This window comes from Pseudomonas sp. MWU13-2105, assembly GCF_023242315.1.
Classification (GTDB): domain Bacteria; phylum Pseudomonadota; class Gammaproteobacteria; order Pseudomonadales; family Pseudomonadaceae; genus Aquipseudomonas.
The window spans coordinates 80,465-100,232 of record NZ_JALLIY010000022.1; the positions used below are offsets into that span (position 1 = coordinate 80,465).

Annotated in this window: 16 protein-coding genes; 6 read left to right on the forward strand and 10 right to left on the reverse strand. The window is 61.8% G+C overall.

What is annotated here, in order from left to right:
* Positions 1-33: 33 nt before the first annotated feature.
* From M5B96_RS27600 to M5B96_RS27615, 4 genes are all read right to left on the reverse strand, one after another.
* Positions 34-2,667 (reverse strand): fimbria/pilus outer membrane usher protein, encoded by a 2,634-nt coding sequence (locus M5B96_RS27600; protein ID WP_412548660.1) that lies wholly within the window; start codon positions 2,665-2,667, stop codon positions 34-36.
* A 272-nt stretch (positions 2,668-2,939) separates the two neighbouring features.
* Positions 2,940-3,728, reverse strand: a complete 789-nt coding sequence (locus M5B96_RS27605; RefSeq protein ID WP_412548661.1) for a molecular chaperone — start codon at positions 3,726-3,728, stop codon at positions 2,940-2,942.
* Complete coding sequence (locus tag M5B96_RS27610) at positions 3,729-4,493, reverse strand: fimbria/pilus periplasmic chaperone (RefSeq protein ID WP_412548662.1); 765 nt, start codon at positions 4,491-4,493, stop codon at positions 3,729-3,731. It abuts the gene before it with no gap.
* A 92-nt stretch (positions 4,494-4,585) separates the two neighbouring features.
* Complete coding sequence (locus M5B96_RS27615; RefSeq protein WP_248800130.1) at positions 4,586-5,164, reverse strand: fimbrial protein; 579 nt, start codon at positions 5,162-5,164, stop codon at positions 4,586-4,588.
* Positions 5,165-5,502: 338 nt separating this feature from the next.
* On the opposite strand from M5B96_RS27615, the gene M5B96_RS27620 reads away from it, so the two are divergent.
* On the forward strand, positions 5,503-6,207 hold the full coding sequence (locus tag M5B96_RS27620) for a response regulator transcription factor (RefSeq protein ID WP_248800131.1): 705 nt from the start codon (positions 5,503-5,505) through the stop codon (positions 6,205-6,207).
* 110 nt (positions 6,208-6,317) lie between these two features.
* Positions 6,318-6,965 (forward strand): response regulator, encoded by a 648-nt coding sequence (locus M5B96_RS27625; RefSeq protein ID WP_248800132.1) that lies wholly within the window; start codon positions 6,318-6,320, stop codon positions 6,963-6,965.
* A gap of 2 nt (positions 6,966-6,967) precedes the next feature.
* Here the strand turns inward: M5B96_RS27625 and M5B96_RS27630 are convergent, their stop codons facing one another.
* A complete protein-coding gene (locus M5B96_RS27630) occupies positions 6,968-8,467 on the reverse strand; it encodes an amino acid racemase (RefSeq protein WP_248800133.1) in 1,500 nt (499 codons plus the stop codon).
* 11 nt (positions 8,468-8,478) lie between these two features.
* Complete coding sequence (locus M5B96_RS27635; protein WP_248800134.1) at positions 8,479-9,777, reverse strand: dicarboxylate/amino acid:cation symporter; 1,299 nt, start codon at positions 9,775-9,777, stop codon at positions 8,479-8,481.
* A gap of 370 nt (positions 9,778-10,147) precedes the next feature.
* On the opposite strand from M5B96_RS27635, the gene M5B96_RS27640 reads away from it, so the two are divergent.
* The 3 genes from M5B96_RS27640 (at position 10,148) to M5B96_RS27650 (ending at position 12,516) form a co-directional block, all read left to right on the forward strand.
* Entirely contained in the window at positions 10,148-11,065 is a 918-nt protein-coding gene (locus M5B96_RS27640) for a LysR substrate-binding domain-containing protein (RefSeq protein ID WP_248800135.1), read from the forward strand.
* Positions 11,066-11,251: 186 nt separating this feature from the next.
* Complete coding sequence (locus M5B96_RS27645; RefSeq protein ID WP_248800136.1) at positions 11,252-11,758, forward strand: AAA family ATPase; 507 nt, start codon at positions 11,252-11,254, stop codon at positions 11,756-11,758.
* A gap of 479 nt (positions 11,759-12,237) precedes the next feature.
* Complete coding sequence (locus M5B96_RS27650) at positions 12,238-12,516, forward strand: DUF3077 domain-containing protein (RefSeq protein WP_248800137.1); 279 nt, start codon at positions 12,238-12,240, stop codon at positions 12,514-12,516.
* Positions 12,517-12,593: 77 nt separating this feature from the next.
* Here the strand turns inward: M5B96_RS27650 and M5B96_RS27655 are convergent, their stop codons facing one another.
* Together M5B96_RS27655 and M5B96_RS27660 are read right to left on the reverse strand one after the other, a co-directional pair.
* The gene (locus M5B96_RS27655) at positions 12,594-13,121 is read right to left on the reverse strand and encodes a single-stranded DNA-binding protein (protein ID WP_248800138.1); all 528 of its coding nucleotides are present in this window, start codon (positions 13,119-13,121) and stop codon (positions 12,594-12,596) included.
* A gap of 9 nt (positions 13,122-13,130) precedes the next feature.
* Positions 13,131-14,528, reverse strand: a complete 1,398-nt coding sequence (locus M5B96_RS27660; RefSeq protein WP_248800139.1) for an MFS transporter — start codon at positions 14,526-14,528, stop codon at positions 13,131-13,133.
* 177 nt (positions 14,529-14,705) lie between these two features.
* Here M5B96_RS27660 and uvrA point away from each other — a divergent pair, with 177 nt between their 5' ends.
* Positions 14,706-17,540, forward strand: a complete 2,835-nt coding sequence (gene uvrA, locus M5B96_RS27665; RefSeq protein WP_248800140.1) for an excinuclease ABC subunit UvrA — start codon at positions 14,706-14,708, stop codon at positions 17,538-17,540.
* Positions 17,541-17,633: 93 nt separating this feature from the next.
* Here the strand turns inward: uvrA and bfr are convergent, their stop codons facing one another.
* Both bfr and M5B96_RS27675 read right to left on the reverse strand, forming a co-directional pair.
* Positions 17,634-18,098, reverse strand: a complete 465-nt coding sequence (gene bfr / locus M5B96_RS27670) for a bacterioferritin (RefSeq protein WP_248800141.1) — start codon at positions 18,096-18,098, stop codon at positions 17,634-17,636.
* A 156-nt stretch (positions 18,099-18,254) separates the two neighbouring features.
* Positions 18,255-19,703, reverse strand: coding sequence for a catalase (locus M5B96_RS27675; RefSeq protein WP_248800142.1), 1,449 nt, complete (start codon positions 19,701-19,703; stop codon positions 18,255-18,257).
* Positions 19,704-19,768: the final 65 nt, after the last annotated feature.

Here is a 19,768-nt window from a genome sequence, read left to right on the forward strand (position 1 = left end):
GGTCGGCGTCGGGGGTGGCTGTTCACGCTCCGATCAACTGGTTTCATCGGTGGTGTCGCGCTCGTCCGCCCCAGGCACTTCCTCCGAGGCGATGGCGACATCACCCTGGCAATCGCCACCGTCCAGCAGACGCAAGCGTTCGGCGCCGGCAGCAGAAAGCCCTGGGCTCAGGTCGTAGTCGAAACGGCACGCGGCCGTGGCGAGGGACCCCCATTTGACCGTCAACTGACCCTGCTCCCGTGGCACACGGACAAAGGCTTTGCCGCCCTGCCCGACCATGCCGACGCTGGCGCCGTTTTCATCGAATACATCGGCGCCGAAGGGCAGCGGGCTGCCATCCTCGCGCAGCGCCGTGATCAACATGGCCTGACCGCTGACGGTCTCGTACTTGAGCATCACCACGGCACCGGCCCGTGGCGCGACGTTCTGCGCGGCGGCCTTGAGTTCCACGTCGACGGACAAGTCCTTGGGGTCCAGTTCGACGACGTTCTTGCGATACGGGGTGAGATGGGGGACCACGGCAAAGCCGCTCTCCCCTACTTGCCCACCATGATTGCCATTGACCCGCGCGCCCACCGCATCGGGCACCTCGACGACGCCCAGGGTGTCGCCCAGTTCCGGGGCCAGGGTCACGCCGCCCGGGTGGACGACGATACCGCCGGTCATGCCGAGCGACGCCGTACGGTAGGCATTGCCCTGGCCATAGCTGCCGGAAACCACGCCGTATCGTCCCAGGTACTGCAGGTCGGCGCTGGCGGCATTGCTACCACCCTGGTTGTGGTTGGTGCTGGCGCCATAGACGAATTCGCTGCGCTCGCCGAAGCTGCCGCCCAGGCTGACCCGCTCGCCGCTGTTCCGGTCGCCGTGGTAGGCGGCGGTCGTCAGGGTCGGCGCGCGGCCGCCGCTGCCCAGGGGCATGCTCAGGGTCAGGTCGATCTGCTTGTCGACCCGGTCACTCAGCAGGTCGCGGCTGCGCTGGGCGCTGACGGTGTAGTGCAGCCCCTTCCAGTTGGCGGTGTAGCCGGTGGTGAAGGTCAGGTTGCCGCTCTTGCGGTTCCAGTAGTTCTGCGACGAGCCGGTGAGATAGACCGAGCCATTGCCCAGGCTCTGATTGAGGCTGACGTCCATGCGGTCACGCAGCCGCGAAACCCGGTCCAGGTCGAGCCCCTCGAGCGCGAGGTCGCGGACCCGCGCGGCATCGCGCACGCTGAGGAAATCCTCGGTGGAATAGCGGTACGCGCCGAGGGCGAAATGGGTGCCGGTGTCGGCAAAGTTCTTGCTGTAGCGCAGCTGCACACTTTGCCCATGGCGCGAACCGTGCCGCGGGATCCGTGCGTTCGAGTTCGTCAGGTCGAACGACAGCGCGCCGAGCGGGGTATTGAACGCCGCGCCGAACAACTGCGAATGATAGTCCTCGCCCAGTACCGCCCCGGTGTAGCCGGTCAGCAGGTTGCTGAGGCCGTGCTGATAGGTCGCCTGCATCAGCGTGGGTGGGCGCCGCAGGCCCACTTCATCCAGTTGCCCGACACTCAGCGCGTAGCGGTTGTAACCGGGGCGCAGCAGGTTGGCGTTGGTGGCGAACGGTACGATGAACTGGCGCTGGCGCCCGTCGGCCTCGGTGACGGTGACTTCCAGGTCTCCGCCGTAGCCGGTGGGAAACAGGTCGTCGAGCACGAACGGACCGGGCGCCACGCTGACCTCGTCCAACAGGATGCCGCGCTGGCGCACGCTGACCCTGGCGTTGGTCTCGGCGGTCCCACGCACCACCGGGGCAAAACCGGTCACGGAGTCCGGCAGCATGCGGTCATCGGTAAACAGGCTGGCGCCCCGCAGGCGGACGCTGTCGAACAGCTCGCCGGAGGTGTAGATCTCCCCCGCCATCAGCTGCGACTGCAGGGCGGACAACTCGCGCTGCACATAGCTGGCACTGCCCTGGTAGCCGGAACCGCCAGCATTGGAACGGCTGTAGCTACCGTTATGGCGAAAATGCCAGTCGCCTAGATTGAGCCCGGTGTTCAGGCCCAGGTAGCTCGACGCCAGCGAACGGCCATTGGCCTCGGTGGTATAGGTGTTGGCGTTGTAGCGCACAAAGGCCGCATCGACCCCGCTGTCCCACTGCTGCGGGCTGACATACCCGCGTGCCTTGCGCGCCAGGTACAGCTGCGGGACCTGCAGGTTCAGGCGGTTTTCGCCCGCGTCGAAGCGAGCGCTGGCGCCCGGGATATAGGTGGCGATATCGCCGCAGGCCGACTCGGCGGGAAACGCCGGCGGTGTGGCTTCGCCAGCCTTGGCGGCCTGCTCGGCGATACCATCGAGGTCGATGCCGAACGTCAGCAGCACCTCACGCTCCAGGCACAGTTGCGCGGCGTCCTGGCCCGCGACTGCGGCGAAGGACAAGGTTTCACGGCCGATCCACTGATCGTTCAGGTAGACATCGGCACGGTAGGTCCCGGGCAACACGACATTGCCCTGGTTGAACCTGGAAATATCGACCTGCAACCCGGCCGCTCCACCCGGAAAAAAGGCCGGGTTGAACGCCACATGCTCGACCCCATGGCTCACCATGGCCTGGGCACCGCCGAGCATTAACAGGCTACGGGCAATAAGCGTCAATCGATGGCGTGACAGGGGCCAATTCCCTGCTCTGGCTGGCGTGTTCGAACTCATGTGTACCATTCCAAAAAGTAGGTTCTGTCCGAATTTCGGCAAAGCGAGCCCCTACCCCGATGGAGGGGCAAAAAACCGGGCTTGAGGTAAGACGGGGCGGTTAAGCGCGAACACGGTCCCTGTAGGAGCGGCCGGTCGACGCTCGATTGCCCGCGAAGCTCTTGGCGTACTCACGGACCTCTTCGCGAACAAGCTCTGCGCCTACAATTACGTAGCGTTTTCAATACCCCATTAGCGGGCAGCTACGGCGGAAGACAAGGCGTCTCGGACAGTCATGGTGTGATCCTGGCCTTGTGCGAGACCCTGACCCCGAAGTCATCGATCGTCTCGAACTCGGCGGTCATCGCGGTACTCGGCCGCGACTTCAGGCTGGGCAACAAAAACCGGTTGCGGCCATTGGGCAGCACCATGTTCTCGGCTCCCGACGCACCGGGTTCGCGGGCATGACGCTGTCCCGCCGCCACCAGCTCGATCTGATCGAAGCTCAGGTGATAAGGCGTCGGGTTATAGACTTCCAGCATCTGGCCCTGCTCGCTGGAAACGTGCCGCCATTGCAGTTTCGCCGCGGCGGCCTCGACCTCGTAGGGCAGCTTCGTCGGGCGGAAGAACAACTTGACCCGAGTGCGGAAAGCCAACTGCAACTGGTTGCTCTGTTCGGCGTCCAGCGCCTGGGACGGCACCTCCAGCAGGTTGAACCAGAACAGGCTCTCGCGCTCTTGCGGCAGCGGCTCGCCGGTATAGGACAACCGCAGGACCTGATGCTGCTCCGGCTCCATGCGAAAGATCGGCGGGGTGACCAGAAAGGGGATCCCGGCCAGGTCCGGCGTGGATTGCTCGTCGCCGTTGTCCAGCCAGACCTGGAGCAGCACCGGCCTCTGGTTCTTGCTTTCGAGCCTGAGGGTCACTTCCTTTTCGTGCTGCGGGTAGATCACGCGTGTGCCGCTGAGGACCACACTCGCCTGCACCGGAACGGCGGCCAGCAGCGCCATCAGCAGGGCCATGGCCGGCGCCAGGGTGCGGGAAATCGAAGTCGCATTCATGCCATGGGTTATCCGCTGCATTTAAAACACCAGGCCGGCCGAGTGGCGCACGCGGGCACCGAAGTCACTGACGGCGGTGTATTCGACCTTCGCGGCGCCATTGGGTCGGCTCGTCAGCCCGGGCAGTGCAAAGACTTTGACGTCACCGGAGGGCAGCAACAGACTGTCGTTGGCCGCCTTGTTCGCCGCCTTGCTATAACGCTGGCCATCGCCAAGCAAGTCGACCGAGGCGAGCGAAACATGGTACGGCGTGGGGTTGGTGGCTTGCAGGGCATAGCCCTGTTCATGCGGTACCAGTTTCCACTGCAATTTCGACGCGGCGCTATTGACCGGGTAAGGCAGCGCCTGCGGACGCAGGAACACCCGCAAGCGTGTACGGAAAGACAATTCGATCTGGTTCTTTTGCGCGGCATCGGCGGCGCTCGGCGGCACTTCCAGCACGTTCAGCCAGAACAGGCTTTCGCGGTCGCCGGGCAGCGGTTCGCCGGAATAACGCAGGCGCACGGCCTGTTGCTGGTTCGGCTCGATCCGGAAGATCGGCGGGGTCAGGGTGAACGGCGCTTGCGCGGTCGCCGGCGTCGAGTGTCGGTCGCCGGCGTCCAGCCAGGTCTGCACCAGCGCCGGACGGCTGCCCTTGTTCTCCAGGCGGACAATGACTTCCTGCTGGTCGGCGGGATAGATCACGCGGGTGCCATGGATGATCACCCCGGCCTGGGCGGGCAGCCCCTGCAACGCTGACAGGGCAACAGCACAGGCGGCAAAAGCGAAGCGGGCCATGCTTTTCATCGGCTGGGTTCTCTTCGGGTCTGTCGGGTCAGAAGGAAGGACCTGCGCTGCTATCACAGGTCCCTGGCAGGCAAGGTTTGCGCAGGCAGACCTCAGTCGGCGTACTCGACCATGAAGCCGACACGGGTATTGACCGTACCCTCGGTGGCCACGCCGCTGGCGTACATCTGCGCGGCCAGCGGGATCAGCGCCTGGTTGTCGGCGATGACCACGCCTTCCGACTTCTCGGTGTAGACGTTCAGCGGCGTACCTTCGCGGCTGGTTACCTCGACCTGGACATTCTTCGCGGTGGCGGTATCGCTCGGATCGTCGTGACCATCGACGTTCAAGCGTCCGGTGGCGACATCGATCGCCGGGCTGGTCGGATCGAACGCGACCATGGCGGTACGCCCATTGGTGCAGGCACCCTCGCCCGGCGCACCGATGCGAATGGTGAAACCGGTCAGGTTGGCGCGATCCCCCGCATTCGACAGCCGCGAAGCCGAGACACCGCCCAGATTCACGTCCTTGACCACGGCCCCGGTACCCGGCGCCGAGCCTTCGACGGTGCAGGTCACATCGGTTACCAGACCGCTGAAATTGATCACGCCGTCGTTGGCGGACACCGGCAGCGAGACCGCCGCGGCCAGGGCCAGAGAAGCAGCAACGGTGGAGAGTGCAGTAATTTTCATGGTGTTCCCGTTCGTAGGTTTATGAACTCCCCTGCGACGGTCAGGCTCGGCACCCAAGTTCCGGGAGCGCCTCGATCATCGGGGGAAACCCTACTTTGGCCATGAGCGCTGGTATTACCCATCGAGAAATAACGAGTCTTCACTCGTGATTTCTCGAAAACTCGCACAGCCTCCCCCCAATCGTGTCAAACGCCCTCACACTAGACTTTCGGGAAGACTTCAACGCGGCCTTGCCCTCCCGAAGAGCGCATTGCGACCTCTAGGCCCATAGGTTATAAATTGACCATAAAGACAGATAATTCTTACAAAGAATTACACTTACAACACGGATCTTCTTCATGTCCCCTTCGTTTTCCAGCCCATACAGCGTTATGTTGTTAGACGACCATGAGGTGGTTCGACAAGGGATCGAAATCGGCCTGGCTAAGGAAACCGACCTTGAAGTGATCGGCTCCTTCGGTACCAGCCGGGAGCTGGTCAGCGCACTGGCGCAGCGGCTGGCGGACGTGGTGGTGATCGACTTCATCCTCGGGCCTTCGGAAATCGACGGCATCAACCTGATTCGGGTGCTCAGGCGACGCTTCGGCAAATGCAAGCCGCTGGTCCTGTCCTCGCACTACACGCCAGCCACCGTCGCCTTGGCGCTGAAAGCCGGGAGCCGGGGTTTCCTGGGCAAGGTGCAGAACATGGGGGAACTGGCCAACGCCATTCGAACCGTCGCCCAAGGTCGGATTTACCTACAGCCCTCCATGACCGCACTGATAACGGAGGCGCATTCGGGTTTTCCTCTGGCCAACCTGGGTTCGGGCAGCGAACTGTCCACCTCGTTGACCCAGAGCGCCAACCTCTCGCCGAGAGAACAGGAAGTGCTGCGTTGTTTCCTCGATGGTATGTCCGTGAACGCAATCGCCGCGAAGTTTTCGCGCAGTGCCAATACCATCAGCACGCAAAAACAAGCGGCTTATCGCAAGCTCGGCATCAAGAACGACAGCGAGTTGTTCAAGATCTTCCATCAGACCCGGGAATCGATCTCTCAGGAATAAGACCACTGTCAGGTCATGCGGCGGTTGAACAGGCCGGACAAGGCGCTCGACCGGGCCAGGCTCGATATGAAAGCCCAGGCACCGGCGTCGAGCCCGGCGCCGTACTGGTCGTGGACGATCAGCCCGCCCACCGTTTTATCCTCAACGAACAACTCAAGATCCTGGGCATCCGCGCCGTGGTGGTATCGAGCGGTGCGCAAGCGTTGCAAGTCATAGAGCAGCAGCCCATCCGACTGCTGCTACTGGACTGCTATATGCCGGAGATCAACGGCTACGAGGTGGCCCGGCGCATTCGGGCGCGGGAGCGCGGGCCGGAGTATTTGCCGATCATCGCCCTCTCCGTGCAGAGCGGCCCGGCCCACCAGAAGCGCTGCATGGACAGTGGCATGGACGGCGTACTGAAGAAGCCCCTGTATCTGGATGCGTTGCGCAATCTGTTGCAGTTGTGGCTTGACCATGAGCCCTCGCCGGCCGCGCGGCCAGTGCCGCATTACGATGCCGCCATGTTGCAGTCGCTGTACCGTGAAGCCCTGGAAAAAGACCTGGCGACGCTCCAGGGCGCGGTCAGCCGGGCAGACTTTGCCGAGGCCAGCCACCGCGCTCATCGAATAAAAGGAGCCGGCTTGATGATGGGCGCGCAAGCGATTGCCGAGACGGCCAAGGTGCTTGAGCAAGCCATCGGCGCCAGGGCCGGCGAGCTGACCATGCGGGACGCCGTTGCACAACTGCAGCAGAGCATCGAAGACTGGTACCGATAGTTTCAGCCGGCAGCGATGCGATGACCCCGCCCGGCCTCGGACAGCGCCAGGTCGACACAGCGCTGCGCCAGCACGGTCGTCGGGTCGACCAGCGCCACCTGGTGGCCGCGTACCTGGAAGTCGTCGCAGTGGCGGAGCACCAGAGGCAGTTCCGTGCAGCCGAGGATGATCACCTCGGCGCCCAGTTCACACAGGTGCTCGACCGCCAGCAGCAATTGCTCCTTGCACAGGCCATCAGTGAACCCCGCCTTGATACCGCGCTCGCCATAAATCGCGCTCATCACCAGCTCCTGATAGTCGAAGCCGGGAATCAACAGGGGCAAACCGGCGTGACCGGCAGCCTGGTGGTAGACCTGGCTTTGCAGCGTGCCCGAGGTGGCGAGCAAGCCGATGCGCTTGCCGCTGCCGTGCTGGCGGGCAATCGCCGCGACGGTTTCGCTGAGCATGTTGACGATCGGCACTCGCAGGTAAGGCTGCAGCCGCTCGACGAAGGCATGGGCGGTGTTGCACGGAATCGCAATGGCCTGCGCGCCGGCACTTTCCAGGCGCTTGCAGGTGGCGTAGAGCGCCAGGCTCGGGTCGGCTTCGGCGAACAGGAGGTTGGCCGTGCGATCCGGGATCTGCGGGTTCTGCTCCACCACCATCTTGATATGTTCCTGGTCGCGTCCCGCCGGGGTGTGGCAGACCACCTTGGCCATGAAGTCCACGGTGGCCGCCGGACCGACACCACCGACGATTCCCAGTTTGAACGGTGCATGGGTTGGCTCATCGTCGGCCGTGGTCACGGCGGCGGCATAGATCTCGTTGATATCGAGCACGCTCAGGCCGCGCCGCTGCAAATCGGCGCAGACCAGCGACAGCTCGGTCAGCCCCGGCACGATCAGGTTCGCCCCCTGCGCCTGCAGCGACAGGCAGGCCTGGTACACGCCTTCCAGAGGTACGCCTTGCAGGTAGCCGTCCTTGATTCCGTTGAGGCCGTACATGGCGTCCATCAGGGCGCACTGGTCCGGCTCGGGTGGATAGACCAACTGGAAGTCGCCGCCCAGATAGCGCTCGAACAAGCCGGAGTGACGTACATAGTCAGAAGCCAGAATCCCCAGTCGCGTGCCCGGCTCGGCGATCCGGCGAATATGTTCGGCCAGGGCCGCCATCAGGTCGAGGACCGGGATCCCCAGCTCCTGCTGGATCTCTTCACGAAACGTCTGGCTGGCGAAACACGGCAGCACCACCGCGTCGATCCCACCCGCCTCGAAGGACTGGCAGACCTGGAACACATAGAACTTGCGCGCGGTCATGCTCGCTTCGCGGTCCAGGGGCAGTAGCACGTCCTTGAACGGATGCTGTTCGAACAGGAAGTGATAGCGGCCCTGATCCGCCAGCACTGCCCTGGACTTGACCAGTTTGAAGAACAGATCGCCACCGGCCAGCGAGCCGAGGCCGCCGACGATGCCGAGCTTGCGGGCGACCGGCAGTGCCGTGACGTTTTTGCCTTGGATATTCATGGTCGGGGTTCTCAAGCCGCGGTCGCCGGGGTACGCGTCAGTGCAGCGGATGAGGCGGCGGGCAACTTCTCCTCCTCGACCTCATGCGCCAGCTCGGCGCGGGCAACCACTGCGGTGGCGATACTGTTGCCGACCACATTGGTCGCGGTGCGCGCCATATCGAGGAACTGGTCGATGCCGATGATCAACAACAGGCCGGCTTCGGGCAGGTTGAACATCGGCAGGGTCGCGGCCACCACCACGACCGAAGCGCGGGCGACACCGGCCATGCCTTTGCTGGTGACCATCAGGGTCAGCAGGATCAGCAACTGCTGGGTGAAGCTCAGCTCGATGTTATAGGCCTGGGCGATAAACAGGATGGCAAAGGACTGATACATCATCGAGCCGTCCAGATTGAACGAGTAACCGAGGGGCAGGACGAAGCTGGACACACGTTTCGGTGCGCCGAACTTTTCCAGGGCCTCCATGGTTTTCGGGTAGGCGGACTCACTGCTGGCGGTGGAAAACGCCAACAGGATGGGCTCCTTGATCAACTTGCCAAGGGTGAACACCGAACGCCCGAGAAACAGGTAGCCGGCACCGAACAGTACCGCCCAGAGCAGCGTGATACCGAGGTAGAACTCGGCGATCAGCTTACCGTAGTCAAGCAGCAGGCCCAGACCTTCGGTGGTGATCGCGCTGGCAATGGCGGCGAACACGCCGATGGGCGCGAAAGCCATGACGTAGTCGGTGATCTTGAACATCACCTTGGCCAGTTCATCTACCAAGCGGGTGATCCGGGTGAAACCGGCCTGCTTCAGACCCGCCAGGGCGAAACCGAAAAACAGCGAGAACACCACGATCTGCAGGATCTCGTTGTTGGCCATGGCTTCGGCAATGCTGCGCGGGAACACGTGGCCGACAAATACCTTGAGGCTGAAGTCGCCAGTGCTCACTACCTGGGTCGCGACGGCCCCTTGGTCGAGGTGCAGGTTCATCCCGGCGCCGGGTTGGAACAGGTTGACCAGCAGCATGCCGATCAGCAGGGAGATCAGCGACGCGCTGATAAACCAGGCCATCGCGCGGCTGCCGATGCGGCCCACCGAACGCGAACTGCCGAGGCTGGCGATACCGCCCACCAGGGTAGCGAACACCAGGGGCGCGATAATCATCTTGATCATTCGCAGGAAGATATCGGTAACCATCGAGAAGTAGGCGGCGATGTCCTTGGCTGCCTTGGCGTCCGCCGCGAAGTGATGGCACAGCCAGCCGACCATGACCCCGGCGACAATGCCGATGGCGATGTGACGGGGCAATCTGTTTTTGTTCATGGTGTTTCCCTCAAGTCTGTTGTCGGTTTTTTGCTTGGCAGGAAAAGAATCGTTGGCCCGGCCGCTCTGCGGCGCCGCGCCCAAGTGCAGCACTTATAAACACCTCGGTCCTTTGTAGGAGCTGGCTTGCCAGCGATGGCGTCCGCATGATCGATGCAAGACTCACGGGCCTCATCGCTGCGATGCGGCGTCCCGACAAGCCAGCGCCTGCAGGGGACCGTGTCCATGGGCCGATTCTAAGGTGAGCCGGATCGGCAGATGATGAGTAATCGCCATCACCCGATGCGCTTTTGGAATAGTTATGAAAAAGCCGACGAAGCCCGGCGGGCGCTGACGTAGACTCGTGATCACCGCGACCGAGGTGCGCAACATGCAAATCAAGTGGCTGGACGATCTCCTGGCGATCGAGCAACACCAGAACTTCTCCCGGGCCGCCGAGGTGCGCTGCGTCACTCAATCGGCGCTGTCACGGCGTATTCGTTCGCTGGAAGATTGGGTCGGCGCGCAACTGGTCGACCGCGGCACTTACCCGGTACAACTGACCCAGGCCGGCCAACTGTTTTGCGAACAGGGTCGCGAAGCACTGGCGGCGTTGCTGGAATTACGCTCGACCCTGCGCCAGGACGAAAAAATGCCTGGGCGTTCGATTCAGATCACGGCGGGCCATAGTCTGTCGATCACCTTCCTGCCCAAATGGCTGGCGCAATTCCAGAAGCACCACGAGCCGTTCAACGTGCGGGTGGTTGCGGCGAATATCCACGACGCGGTGATTGCCCTGGCGGAAGGTAATTGCGACCTGATGATCGTGTACCACCACCCGCAGGCGCCGATCCTGATCGACGCCGACAAGTTCGCCAGCCTGCCCCTGGGGCGGGACACCTTCCTGCCGTTCTGTGCGCCGGACCGTAGTGGTAAGCCGCTGTATCGACTGCCTGGCAAGGCCGGCAAAGCGGTCCCGTACCTGGCTTACACCGCCACGACATTTCTCGGACGGGTGGCCGACCTGATCCTCAAGAACGCGGCCACGCCCTGCGAACTGACCCGTTGCTATGAGGCCGACATGACCATGTTGCTGATGCAGATGGCCATCGAAGGGTATGGCGTGGCCTGGCTACCGCAGAGCGCCGCCGCGCCGGCCGTGGGCAGCGGGCAGTTGGTGAAAGCCGGCGGTAATGAATGGAATACCGGCCTGGAGATTCGCGCCTATTGTTCGCTGGCGAACCAGAATCCGACCATGCGTGAATTGTGGGAAACCCTGGGGAAGGCTTCGCGGGAGGTGAGTGAGTAGAAGATCGCGTCGGCGACTTAGGAAAAAGTTGAGCTTTTCTGCAGATCTTAAGACTTTATTGGCTGGCTAAAGAAAACTGCGTGGTCGAACCAAAAATCAAGATTTTCATCATGGGCCTGGCTGAATATGTTTCACGGTCTCAGCGGGCGCCTAAACTGGGTTCACCCACTAACCGAAGGACATAGAATGCTCATTGTCTTCAGCGGCCTTCCTGGTACCGGAAAAACGACTATCGCCAGTGGCCTTGCCACCAGAACAAGCGCCGTGTATCTGCGGATCGATACGATTGAGCAGGCCATCCGAAACTCCGGAGCTCTGGCACAAGACGTGGGGCGAAGCGGTTACATGGTCGCCAATGAGCTTGCTCTGAGCAATCTTCGTTTTGGCAGCACTGTCATAGTCGACTGTGTTAACCCAGTCAGCGAAAGCCGTAAAGCGTGGAACGAAATCGCCATACGCGCGGGTGTTCCATTAGTGAATATCCAGGTGGTTTGCTCTGATAAACATGAACATCAGCGACGGGTAGAAGCCAGGAAGATTGATATTCCCGGGCTGGCGCCACCCACCTGGCAGTCTGTATTGGCTCATGAGTATGAACCGTGGGATAACGCCCCGTTTGATATAGACACAACCCTGACGTCTGCGACGGAGGCAGTGGCAATGATCGCCAAACAATTTTTACCCAAGGAATAGCGCCAGCTAAAATCCCAACGCAACAAGAGGCGAGCAGCAGACGCTTACCCTGAACAATCCACTATACCGGTTGAAATTTTTCGACTTAAATCCCCCCCGCCAGTCACATTGCAGCCCCCTCATCGTGCGCGCTACCTTTTCCCTGTCGCAGTCAATTCGGCGACCGGCCTTGGTAACCCGACCAGATACAGGCGCAAACAGTGCCCAATCACGATTGCAGGCGTTTTTTTGTGTCCGCATTTTTCATGCTATGGCGGCTGTGCGTGGGAGGACTTCGGTCCTGCCGGGTTCCTGTATCTCCGGTTTACCAACCTGCGCACAGCTGCCACCCATTCGCTTGGTAACGAACGTGGTAACTCTCACATTGATACGGGGGTTTTATCCATGCAGGCTTTCAGTACACTCGTAAATCTCACTTTCCTCGCAACATTCAATAGTCAGAAACTTCCTCATATCATGACTGATGCCGGTGGTGTGCGATGAGCGATCACACCGACATCAAAACCCTCGGTGTCATCACCTTTTCCCAATGCGGCCCCCAAGGTCGTGAACTGTTCCGTGTGAACCCCGGCGTTCCCATTCTGGAAACCATGGAACACGCATCCCTCCTACTCTATGGCGCCAAAGCACTCTCCCTGGATGCCGCCCTGGAAAGCGATGGCGAACGTTATGCCTGGGCATCGCATTACCTGGGCGAGATGGGCAAGGCGGTCATCGATGATTTAACACAGGGAATGTTGCGCGGGACGTCGGTGTAAGCGGGTAATAACAGGCAATAAAAAGCCCGTGGCATTGATAGCCACGGGCTTTTGACTAGCATTTCAACTGCGCTGTATTAGAACGGAATATCGTCATCAAAGCTGTCGAAATCAGGAGCCGGCTGCGGTGCGGCCTGCTGTGGCGCCGGACGCGATTGCTGCGGGGCCGACTGCTGTGGACGCGGCGCCTGTTGTGGGCGAGGAGCCTGCTGCCGTGGCGCGGACTGATCGTAACCGCCGCCTTGTTGGTCGCCCTGTTGTGGACGGCCACCCAGCAGTTGCATGGTGCCCTGCATGTCGACGACGATTTCGGTGGTGTAGCGCTTGATGCCGTCTTTTTCCCACTCGCGGGTCTGCAGCTTGCCTTCGATGTAGACCTGCGAACCTTTACGCAGGTACTCGCCGGCAATCTCGGCAACCTTGCCGAACATCGACACACGGTGCCACTCGGTCTTCTCGACCTTCTGACCGGTCTGCTTGTCGGTCCACTGTTCGCTGGTCGCCAGACTCAGGTTGGTCACGGCGTTGCCATTGGGCAGGTAGCGAACTTCAGGATCCTGGCCGCACGTGCCGACCAATATGACTTTGTTAACCCCACGGGCCATAACGTTCTCCTAGGCTTCGCACGCTTGTGGCGCTGGTTCGTTGACCAGGCGCTCAAGAGTCGTGCGATCCAACAATTCGGTGTCCAATTTGATGTAAATGGCGGCCTCTTCGGCCACCACTACTGCATCGGTTACCCCTACGAGAGCCTTAAGGCGCTCGACCAGACCTGCTTCGCGGATCGCTTCAGGCGATAACGGCACGCGCAGGCTCGTCACGTAGGGAGGTTCGCGCATGGTAACAGCAAAGGCCAGCCAGAGGGCAGCCAGACCGGCGCATCCAAGGAAAACCGCCGACAAACCGCCATGCTGGAACATCCAGCCGCCCATGATTCCGCCGAGCGCCGAGCCGAGGAACTGGCTGGTGGAATACACCCCCATCGCCGTGCCCTTGCCGCCCGCCGGTGAAACCTTGCTGATCAACGACGGCAAGGAAGCTTCCAGCAGATTGAACGCGGTGAAGAACACCACCGTACCAATCACCAGGGCCCGCAAACTGTCGCCGAACTCCCAGAAGAATAGCTCAGTGAGCATCAGGGTCGTCACGGCACCGAGTAAAACTCGTTTCATTTTGCGTTTCTTCTCGCCATAGATGATGAACGGGATCATGGCGAAGAAGGAAATCAGCAGCGCGGTCAGGTACACCCACCAGTGCTGCTCCTTGGGCAACCCGGCTTTTTCCACCAGGGCCAGGGGCAAGGCGACAAAGCTCGACATCAGCATCGCGTGCAGGACGAAGATCCCCAGGTCCAGGCGCAGCAGGTCGGGATGCTTGAGGGTCGGCAGCAACGCCTGGCGGGCCACCCCGGATTCACGGTGCTGCAACGGGCCGAGGGCGCGCGGCACCATGAAGGCGATGATCAGGATCCCCAGCAGCGCCATGCCGCCGGTGGCCAGGAACAGTCCTGACAGACCAAAGGCGCGGGTCAGCAACGGACCGACGACCATCGCCACGGCGAACGACAGGCCGATGGTCATGCCGATCATGGCCATGGCCTTGGTCCGGTGCTGTTCGCGGGTCAGGTCGGAGAGCAACGCCATCACCGCCGCGGAAATCGCCCCGGCACCTTGCAGGATCCGCCCGGCGATCACGCCCCAGATCGAATCGGCGTTGGCCGCCAGCAGGCTGCCCAGGGCAAAGACCACCAGCCCCAGGTAGATCACCGGGCGCCGACCGATGCGGTCGGAAATGATCCCGAAGGGAATCTGGAACACCGCCTGGGTCAGGCCATAAGCGCCGATGGCCAGGCCGATCAGGGCCGGTGTCGCCCCCGCGAGATCCATCCCGTAAGTAGCCAGAACCGGCAACACCATGAACATGCCAAGCATACGGAAAGCGAACACCAGGGCCAGACCGCTTGCCGCGCGGGTCTCGCTGCCACTCATGCGGTCGCTGTGGGGATCGTGCATGGAAAAACCTCGTGTGAACCGGCGGCGATTCTACCAGTCCCATCGATACAGGGGATACATGGCGACGCTTTGTCGCGAGCTGTCATGCAAGACTGAAATACTGTCGTCCGATAGTGTGCATCCATCCAGTATTTAGCCTTATACTCTTGCGTTTACCGCCCGCCGTGCGAGGCCATCTTGGACAAGATCCTGATTCGTGGGGCTCGAACCCACAACCTGAAGAACATCGACCTGACCCTGCCCCGGGACAAGCTGATCGTGATCACCGGCTTGTCCGGGTCCGGCAAATCGTCGCTGGCCTTCGACACCTTATACGCCGAAGGGCAACGCCGTTACGTGGAATCGCTGTCGGCCTATGCCCGGCAGTTCCTGTCGATGATGGAAAAACCCGACGTCGACACCATCGAAGGCCTGTCGCCGGCGATCTCCATCGAGCAGAAGTCGACTTCGCATAACCCGCGTTCGACGGTCGGTACCATCACCGAAATCTACGACTACCTGCGCCTGCTGTATGCGCGCGTAGGCACCCCGCGCTGCCCGGACCACGATATCCCGCTGGAAGCCCAGACCGTCAGCCAGATGGTCGACCTGGTGCTGGCCCAGCCCGAAGGCGCCAAGCTGATGTTGCTGGCACCGGTGATCCGCGAGCGCAAGGGCGAGCACCTGTCGGTGTTCGAAGAGCTGCGGGCGCAGGGCTTTGTCCGCGCGCGGGTCAACGGCCGGCTCTGCGAGCTGGACGAAGTGCCCAAGCTCGACAAGCAGAAGAAGCATTCCATCGATGTGGTGGTCGACCGTTTCAAGGTCCGTGGCGATCTGCAACAGCGCCTGGCCGAGTCCTTCGAGACCGCGCTGAAGCTGGCCGATGGTATCGCCCTGGTGGCGCCGATGGACGACGAACCCGGCGAGGAGATGATCTTCTCCGCACGTTTCGCCTGCCCGATCTGCGGCCATGCCATCAGCGAGCTGGAACCCAAGCTGTTCTCCTTCAACAACCCGGCCGGCGCCTGCCCGACCTGTGACGGCCTGGGGGTGAAGCAGTTCTTCGACACCAAGCGCCTGGTCAATGGTGAGTTGACCCTGGCCGAAGGTGCGATCCGCGGCTGGGACCGGCGCAACGTCTATTATTTCCAGATGCTCGGCTCGCTGGCGTCCCATTACGGGTTCAGCCTGGAAGTGCCGTTCAACACACTGCCGGCGGACCAGCAGAAGTTCATCCTGCAAGGCAGCGGCAGCCAGAACGTCGACTTCAAGTACCTCAACGACCGCGGCGATATCGTCAAGCGCTCCCACCCGTTCGAAGGCATCGTGCCGAACCTGGAGCGTCGCTACCGCGAAACCGAATCGGCCACCGTGCGCGAAGAGCTGGCCAAGTTCCTCAGCACCCAGCCGTGCCCGGACTGCCGTGGCACGCGCCTGCGCCGCGAGGCGCGGCACGTGTGGGTGGGCGAGAAGACCCTGCCGGCGGTGACCAACCTGCCGATCGGCGATGCCTGCGAATACTTCGCCGTGCTGAAGCTGACCGGCCGTCGCGGCGAAATCGCCGACAAGATTCTCAAGGAAATCCGCGAGCGTCTGCAGTTCCTGGTCAACGTCGGCCTGGACTATCTGTCCCTGGACCGCAGCGCCGACACCCTGTCCGGTGGCGAAGCGCAGCGCATTCGCCTGGCCAGCCAGATCGGTGCCGGCCTGGTGGGGGTGTTGTACATCCTCGACGAACCGTCCATCGGTTTACACCAGCGCGACAACGACCGCCTGCTCGGCACCCTGAAGCACCTGCGCGACATCGGCAACACGGTGATCGTGGTCGAGCACGATGAAGACGCCATTCGCCTGGCGGACTATGTGGTCGACATCGGCCCGGGTGCGGGCGTGCACGGCGGCCATATCGTCGCCGAAGGAACCCCGGCCGAGGTCATGGCCCATCCCGACTCGTTGACCGGCAAGTACTTGTCCGGCCGGGTGAAGATTGAAGTGCCAGGTAAACGCACGCCGCGCAACAAGAAACGGGTGCTGAGTCTCAAGGGCGCGCGTGGCAACAACTTGCGCAACGTCGACCTGGAGATCCCGCTGGGCCTGCTGACCTGCGTGACGGGCGTGTCCGGCTCCGGCAAGTCGACACTGATCAACAACACCCTGTTCCCCCTCAGCGCCACCGCGCTCAATGGCGCGACGACCCTGGAGGCCGCGGCCCACGACAGCATCAACGGCCTGCAGCACCTGGACAAGGTGGTGGATATCGACCAGAGCCCCATCGGTCGCACCCCGCGTTCGAACCCGGCGACCTACACCGGCTTGTTCACGCCGATCCGCGAGTTGTTCGCCGGCGTCCCGGAGTCCCGTTCACGGGGTTATGGCCCGGGGCGCTTCTCGTTCAACGTCAAGGGCGGGCGCTGCGAAGCCTGCCAGGGCGATGGCCTGATCAAGGTGGAGATGCACTTCCTGCCGGACATCTATGTGCCGTGCGACGTGTGCAAGAGCAAGCGCTACAACCGCGAAACCCTCGAGATCAAGTACAAGGGCAAGAGCATCCACGAGGTGCTGGAGATGACCATCGAGGAGGCGCGGGAGTTCTTCGACGCGGTTCCCGCACTGGCGCGCAAACTGCAGACGCTGATGGACGTGGGCCTGTCGTATATCAAGCTGGGGCAATCGGCGACCACCCTGTCGGGTGGCGAGGCGCAGCGGGTCAAGCTGTCCCGCGAGCTGTCCAAGCGCGATACCGGCAAGACCCTGTACATCCTCGACGAGCCGACCACCGGCCTGCACTTCGCGGACATCCAGCAACTGCTGGACGTGCTGCACCGCCTGCGCGACCACGGCAATACCGTGGTGGTGATCGAGCACAACCTGGACGTGATCAAGACTGCCGACTGGTTGGTGGATCTTGGGCCTGAGGGCGGTTCCAAGGGAGGGCAGATCATTGCGGTCGGTACGCCGGAGCAAGTCGCGGAAATGCCGCAGTCCCATACCGGGCATTACCTGAAACCGTTGTTGCTGCGCGACCGGGCGTAACCGCCTGGAATGAAAAAGCCCCTGTCATTGGCTGATGACAGGGGCTTTTTCATTGGTGCTCAAATCGCTATCGCCGCGCAGCAGCGGTCATGCTCAAAACTGCGATTGCAGGTAATTCTGCAAACCGATGGACTTGATCAACCCCAACTGCTTCTCCAGCCAGTAAGTGTGATCTTCCTCGGTATCGGCCAGTTGCTGGCGCAAGATCTCGCGGGTGACATAATCCTGGTGCAGTTCACAGAGCTCGATGCCCTTGCACAGCGCGGCACGCACCTTGTATTCCAGGCGCAGGTCGGCGGCGAACATGTCCGGCACCGTGGTACCGATGTCCAGGTCGTCCGGACGCATGCGCGGCGTGCCTTCCAGCATCAAGATCCGACGCATCAACGCATCGGCGTGCTGTGCCTCTTCTTCCATCTCGTGATTGATGCGCTCGTAGAGCTTGCTGAAGCCCCAGTCCTCGTACATCCGCGAATGGATGAAATACTGATCACGGGCCGCCAGTTCACCGGTCAGCAACGTGTTGAGGTAATCGACTACGACCTGGTTACCTTGCATCGCCCTACATCTCCCTGCTTGAAAGCCGGTATTTTGAACCAAGCTGACCGGCAGGTCACTGAAAAAGCGCAAATAAAGTAAAGATTATCCGAGAAAAACAGCCTAAAAAACGCAAAAACCGCCCGAAGTGAGGGCGGTTCTGCTTCTCGTTTAGACTTAGTTCAGCACTACGCCCAACGCTTTGGCGATCCCTTCGCCGTAAGCCTGATCGGCCTTGAAGAAATGCTGCAACTGGCGCTCGACCACATCGTCGGAAACACCCGCCATCGCACCGGCGATATTGCTGATCAACAGCGCTTTCTGCTCGGCGCTCATCAGGCGGAACAACGCACCCGCGTGGCTGTAGTAGTCGGTGTCTTCACGGTGATCGTAACGATCCGCCGCGCCACTGAGGGCCAAGGCCGGCTCAGCGTAGCGAGGAGCCTGTTTGGGCGCGTCGACGTAGCTGTTGGGCTCGTAGTTCGGCGTCGCGCCACCGTTGCTGCCAAAGGCCATGGAGCCGTCACGCTGGTAGCTGTTGACCGGGCTGCGCGGGGCATTCACCGGCAGTTGCTGATGGTTGGTGCCGACACGGTAGCGGTGGGCATCAGCGTAGGCGAAGACCCGGCCTTGTAGCATGCGGTCCGGCGACAGGCCGACACCCGGCACCATGTTGCTCGGACCGAAAGCCGCCTGCTCGACTTCAGCAAAGTAGTTCAGCGGGTTGCGGTTGAGCTCCAGTTCGCCAACTTCGATCAGCGGAAACTCTTTCTGCGACCAGGTTTTGGTCACGTCGAAGGGGTTCTCGTAATGCGCCGCGGCCTGGGCCTCGGTCATGATCTGGATGCACACGCTCCATTTCGGAAAGTCGCCGCGCTCGATGGCGCCGAACAGATCGCGCTGGGCGTAGTCAGGATCGGTCCCCGCCAGGCGTGCCGCCTCGGCCGGAGCCAGGTTCTTGATGCCCTGCTTGGTCTTGTAGTGCCATTTCACCCAGTGCCGCTCACCCTTGGCGTTGATCAGGCTGTAGGTGTGGCTGCCGAAGCCGTGCATGTGACGGTAGCCGTCCGGGATCCCACGGTCCGAGAACAGGATGGTGACCTGGTGCAGCGCCTCCGGTGAGTGCGACCAGAAGTCCCACATCATCTGCGCACTTTTCAGGTTGCTTTGCGGCAGGCGTTTCTGGGTGTGGATAAAGTCGGGGAATTTCAGCGGATCGCGGATAAAGAACACCGGCGTGTTGTTGCCGACGATGTCCCAGTTGCCTTCCTCGGTGTAGAACTTCAGGGCGAAGCCGCGAGGGTCGCGCTCGGTGTCTGCCGAACCGCGCTCGCCACCCACGGTGGAGAAGCGCAGGAAGGTCGGGGTCTGTTTGCCCACGGACTCGAACAGCTTGGCGCTGGTGTACTGGGTAATGTCCTTGGAAACGGTGAACGTACCGTAGGCACCCGAGCCCTTGGCGTGTACGCGGCGCTCAGGGATGTTTTCGCGGTTGAAGTGAGCAAGCTTCTCGATCAGGTGAAAGTCGTCGAGCAGCAGCGGGCCACGGGGGCCGGCGGAACGGGAATTCTGGTTGTCAGCGACAGGCGCACCACTGGCAGTCGTAAGGGTTTTGTTCTGGCTCATGCGATCGTCTTCCTCTGTCAGTCTCTAAACCGCCGGCTAATCGGCTGAAAAGGAGTATTGATCAT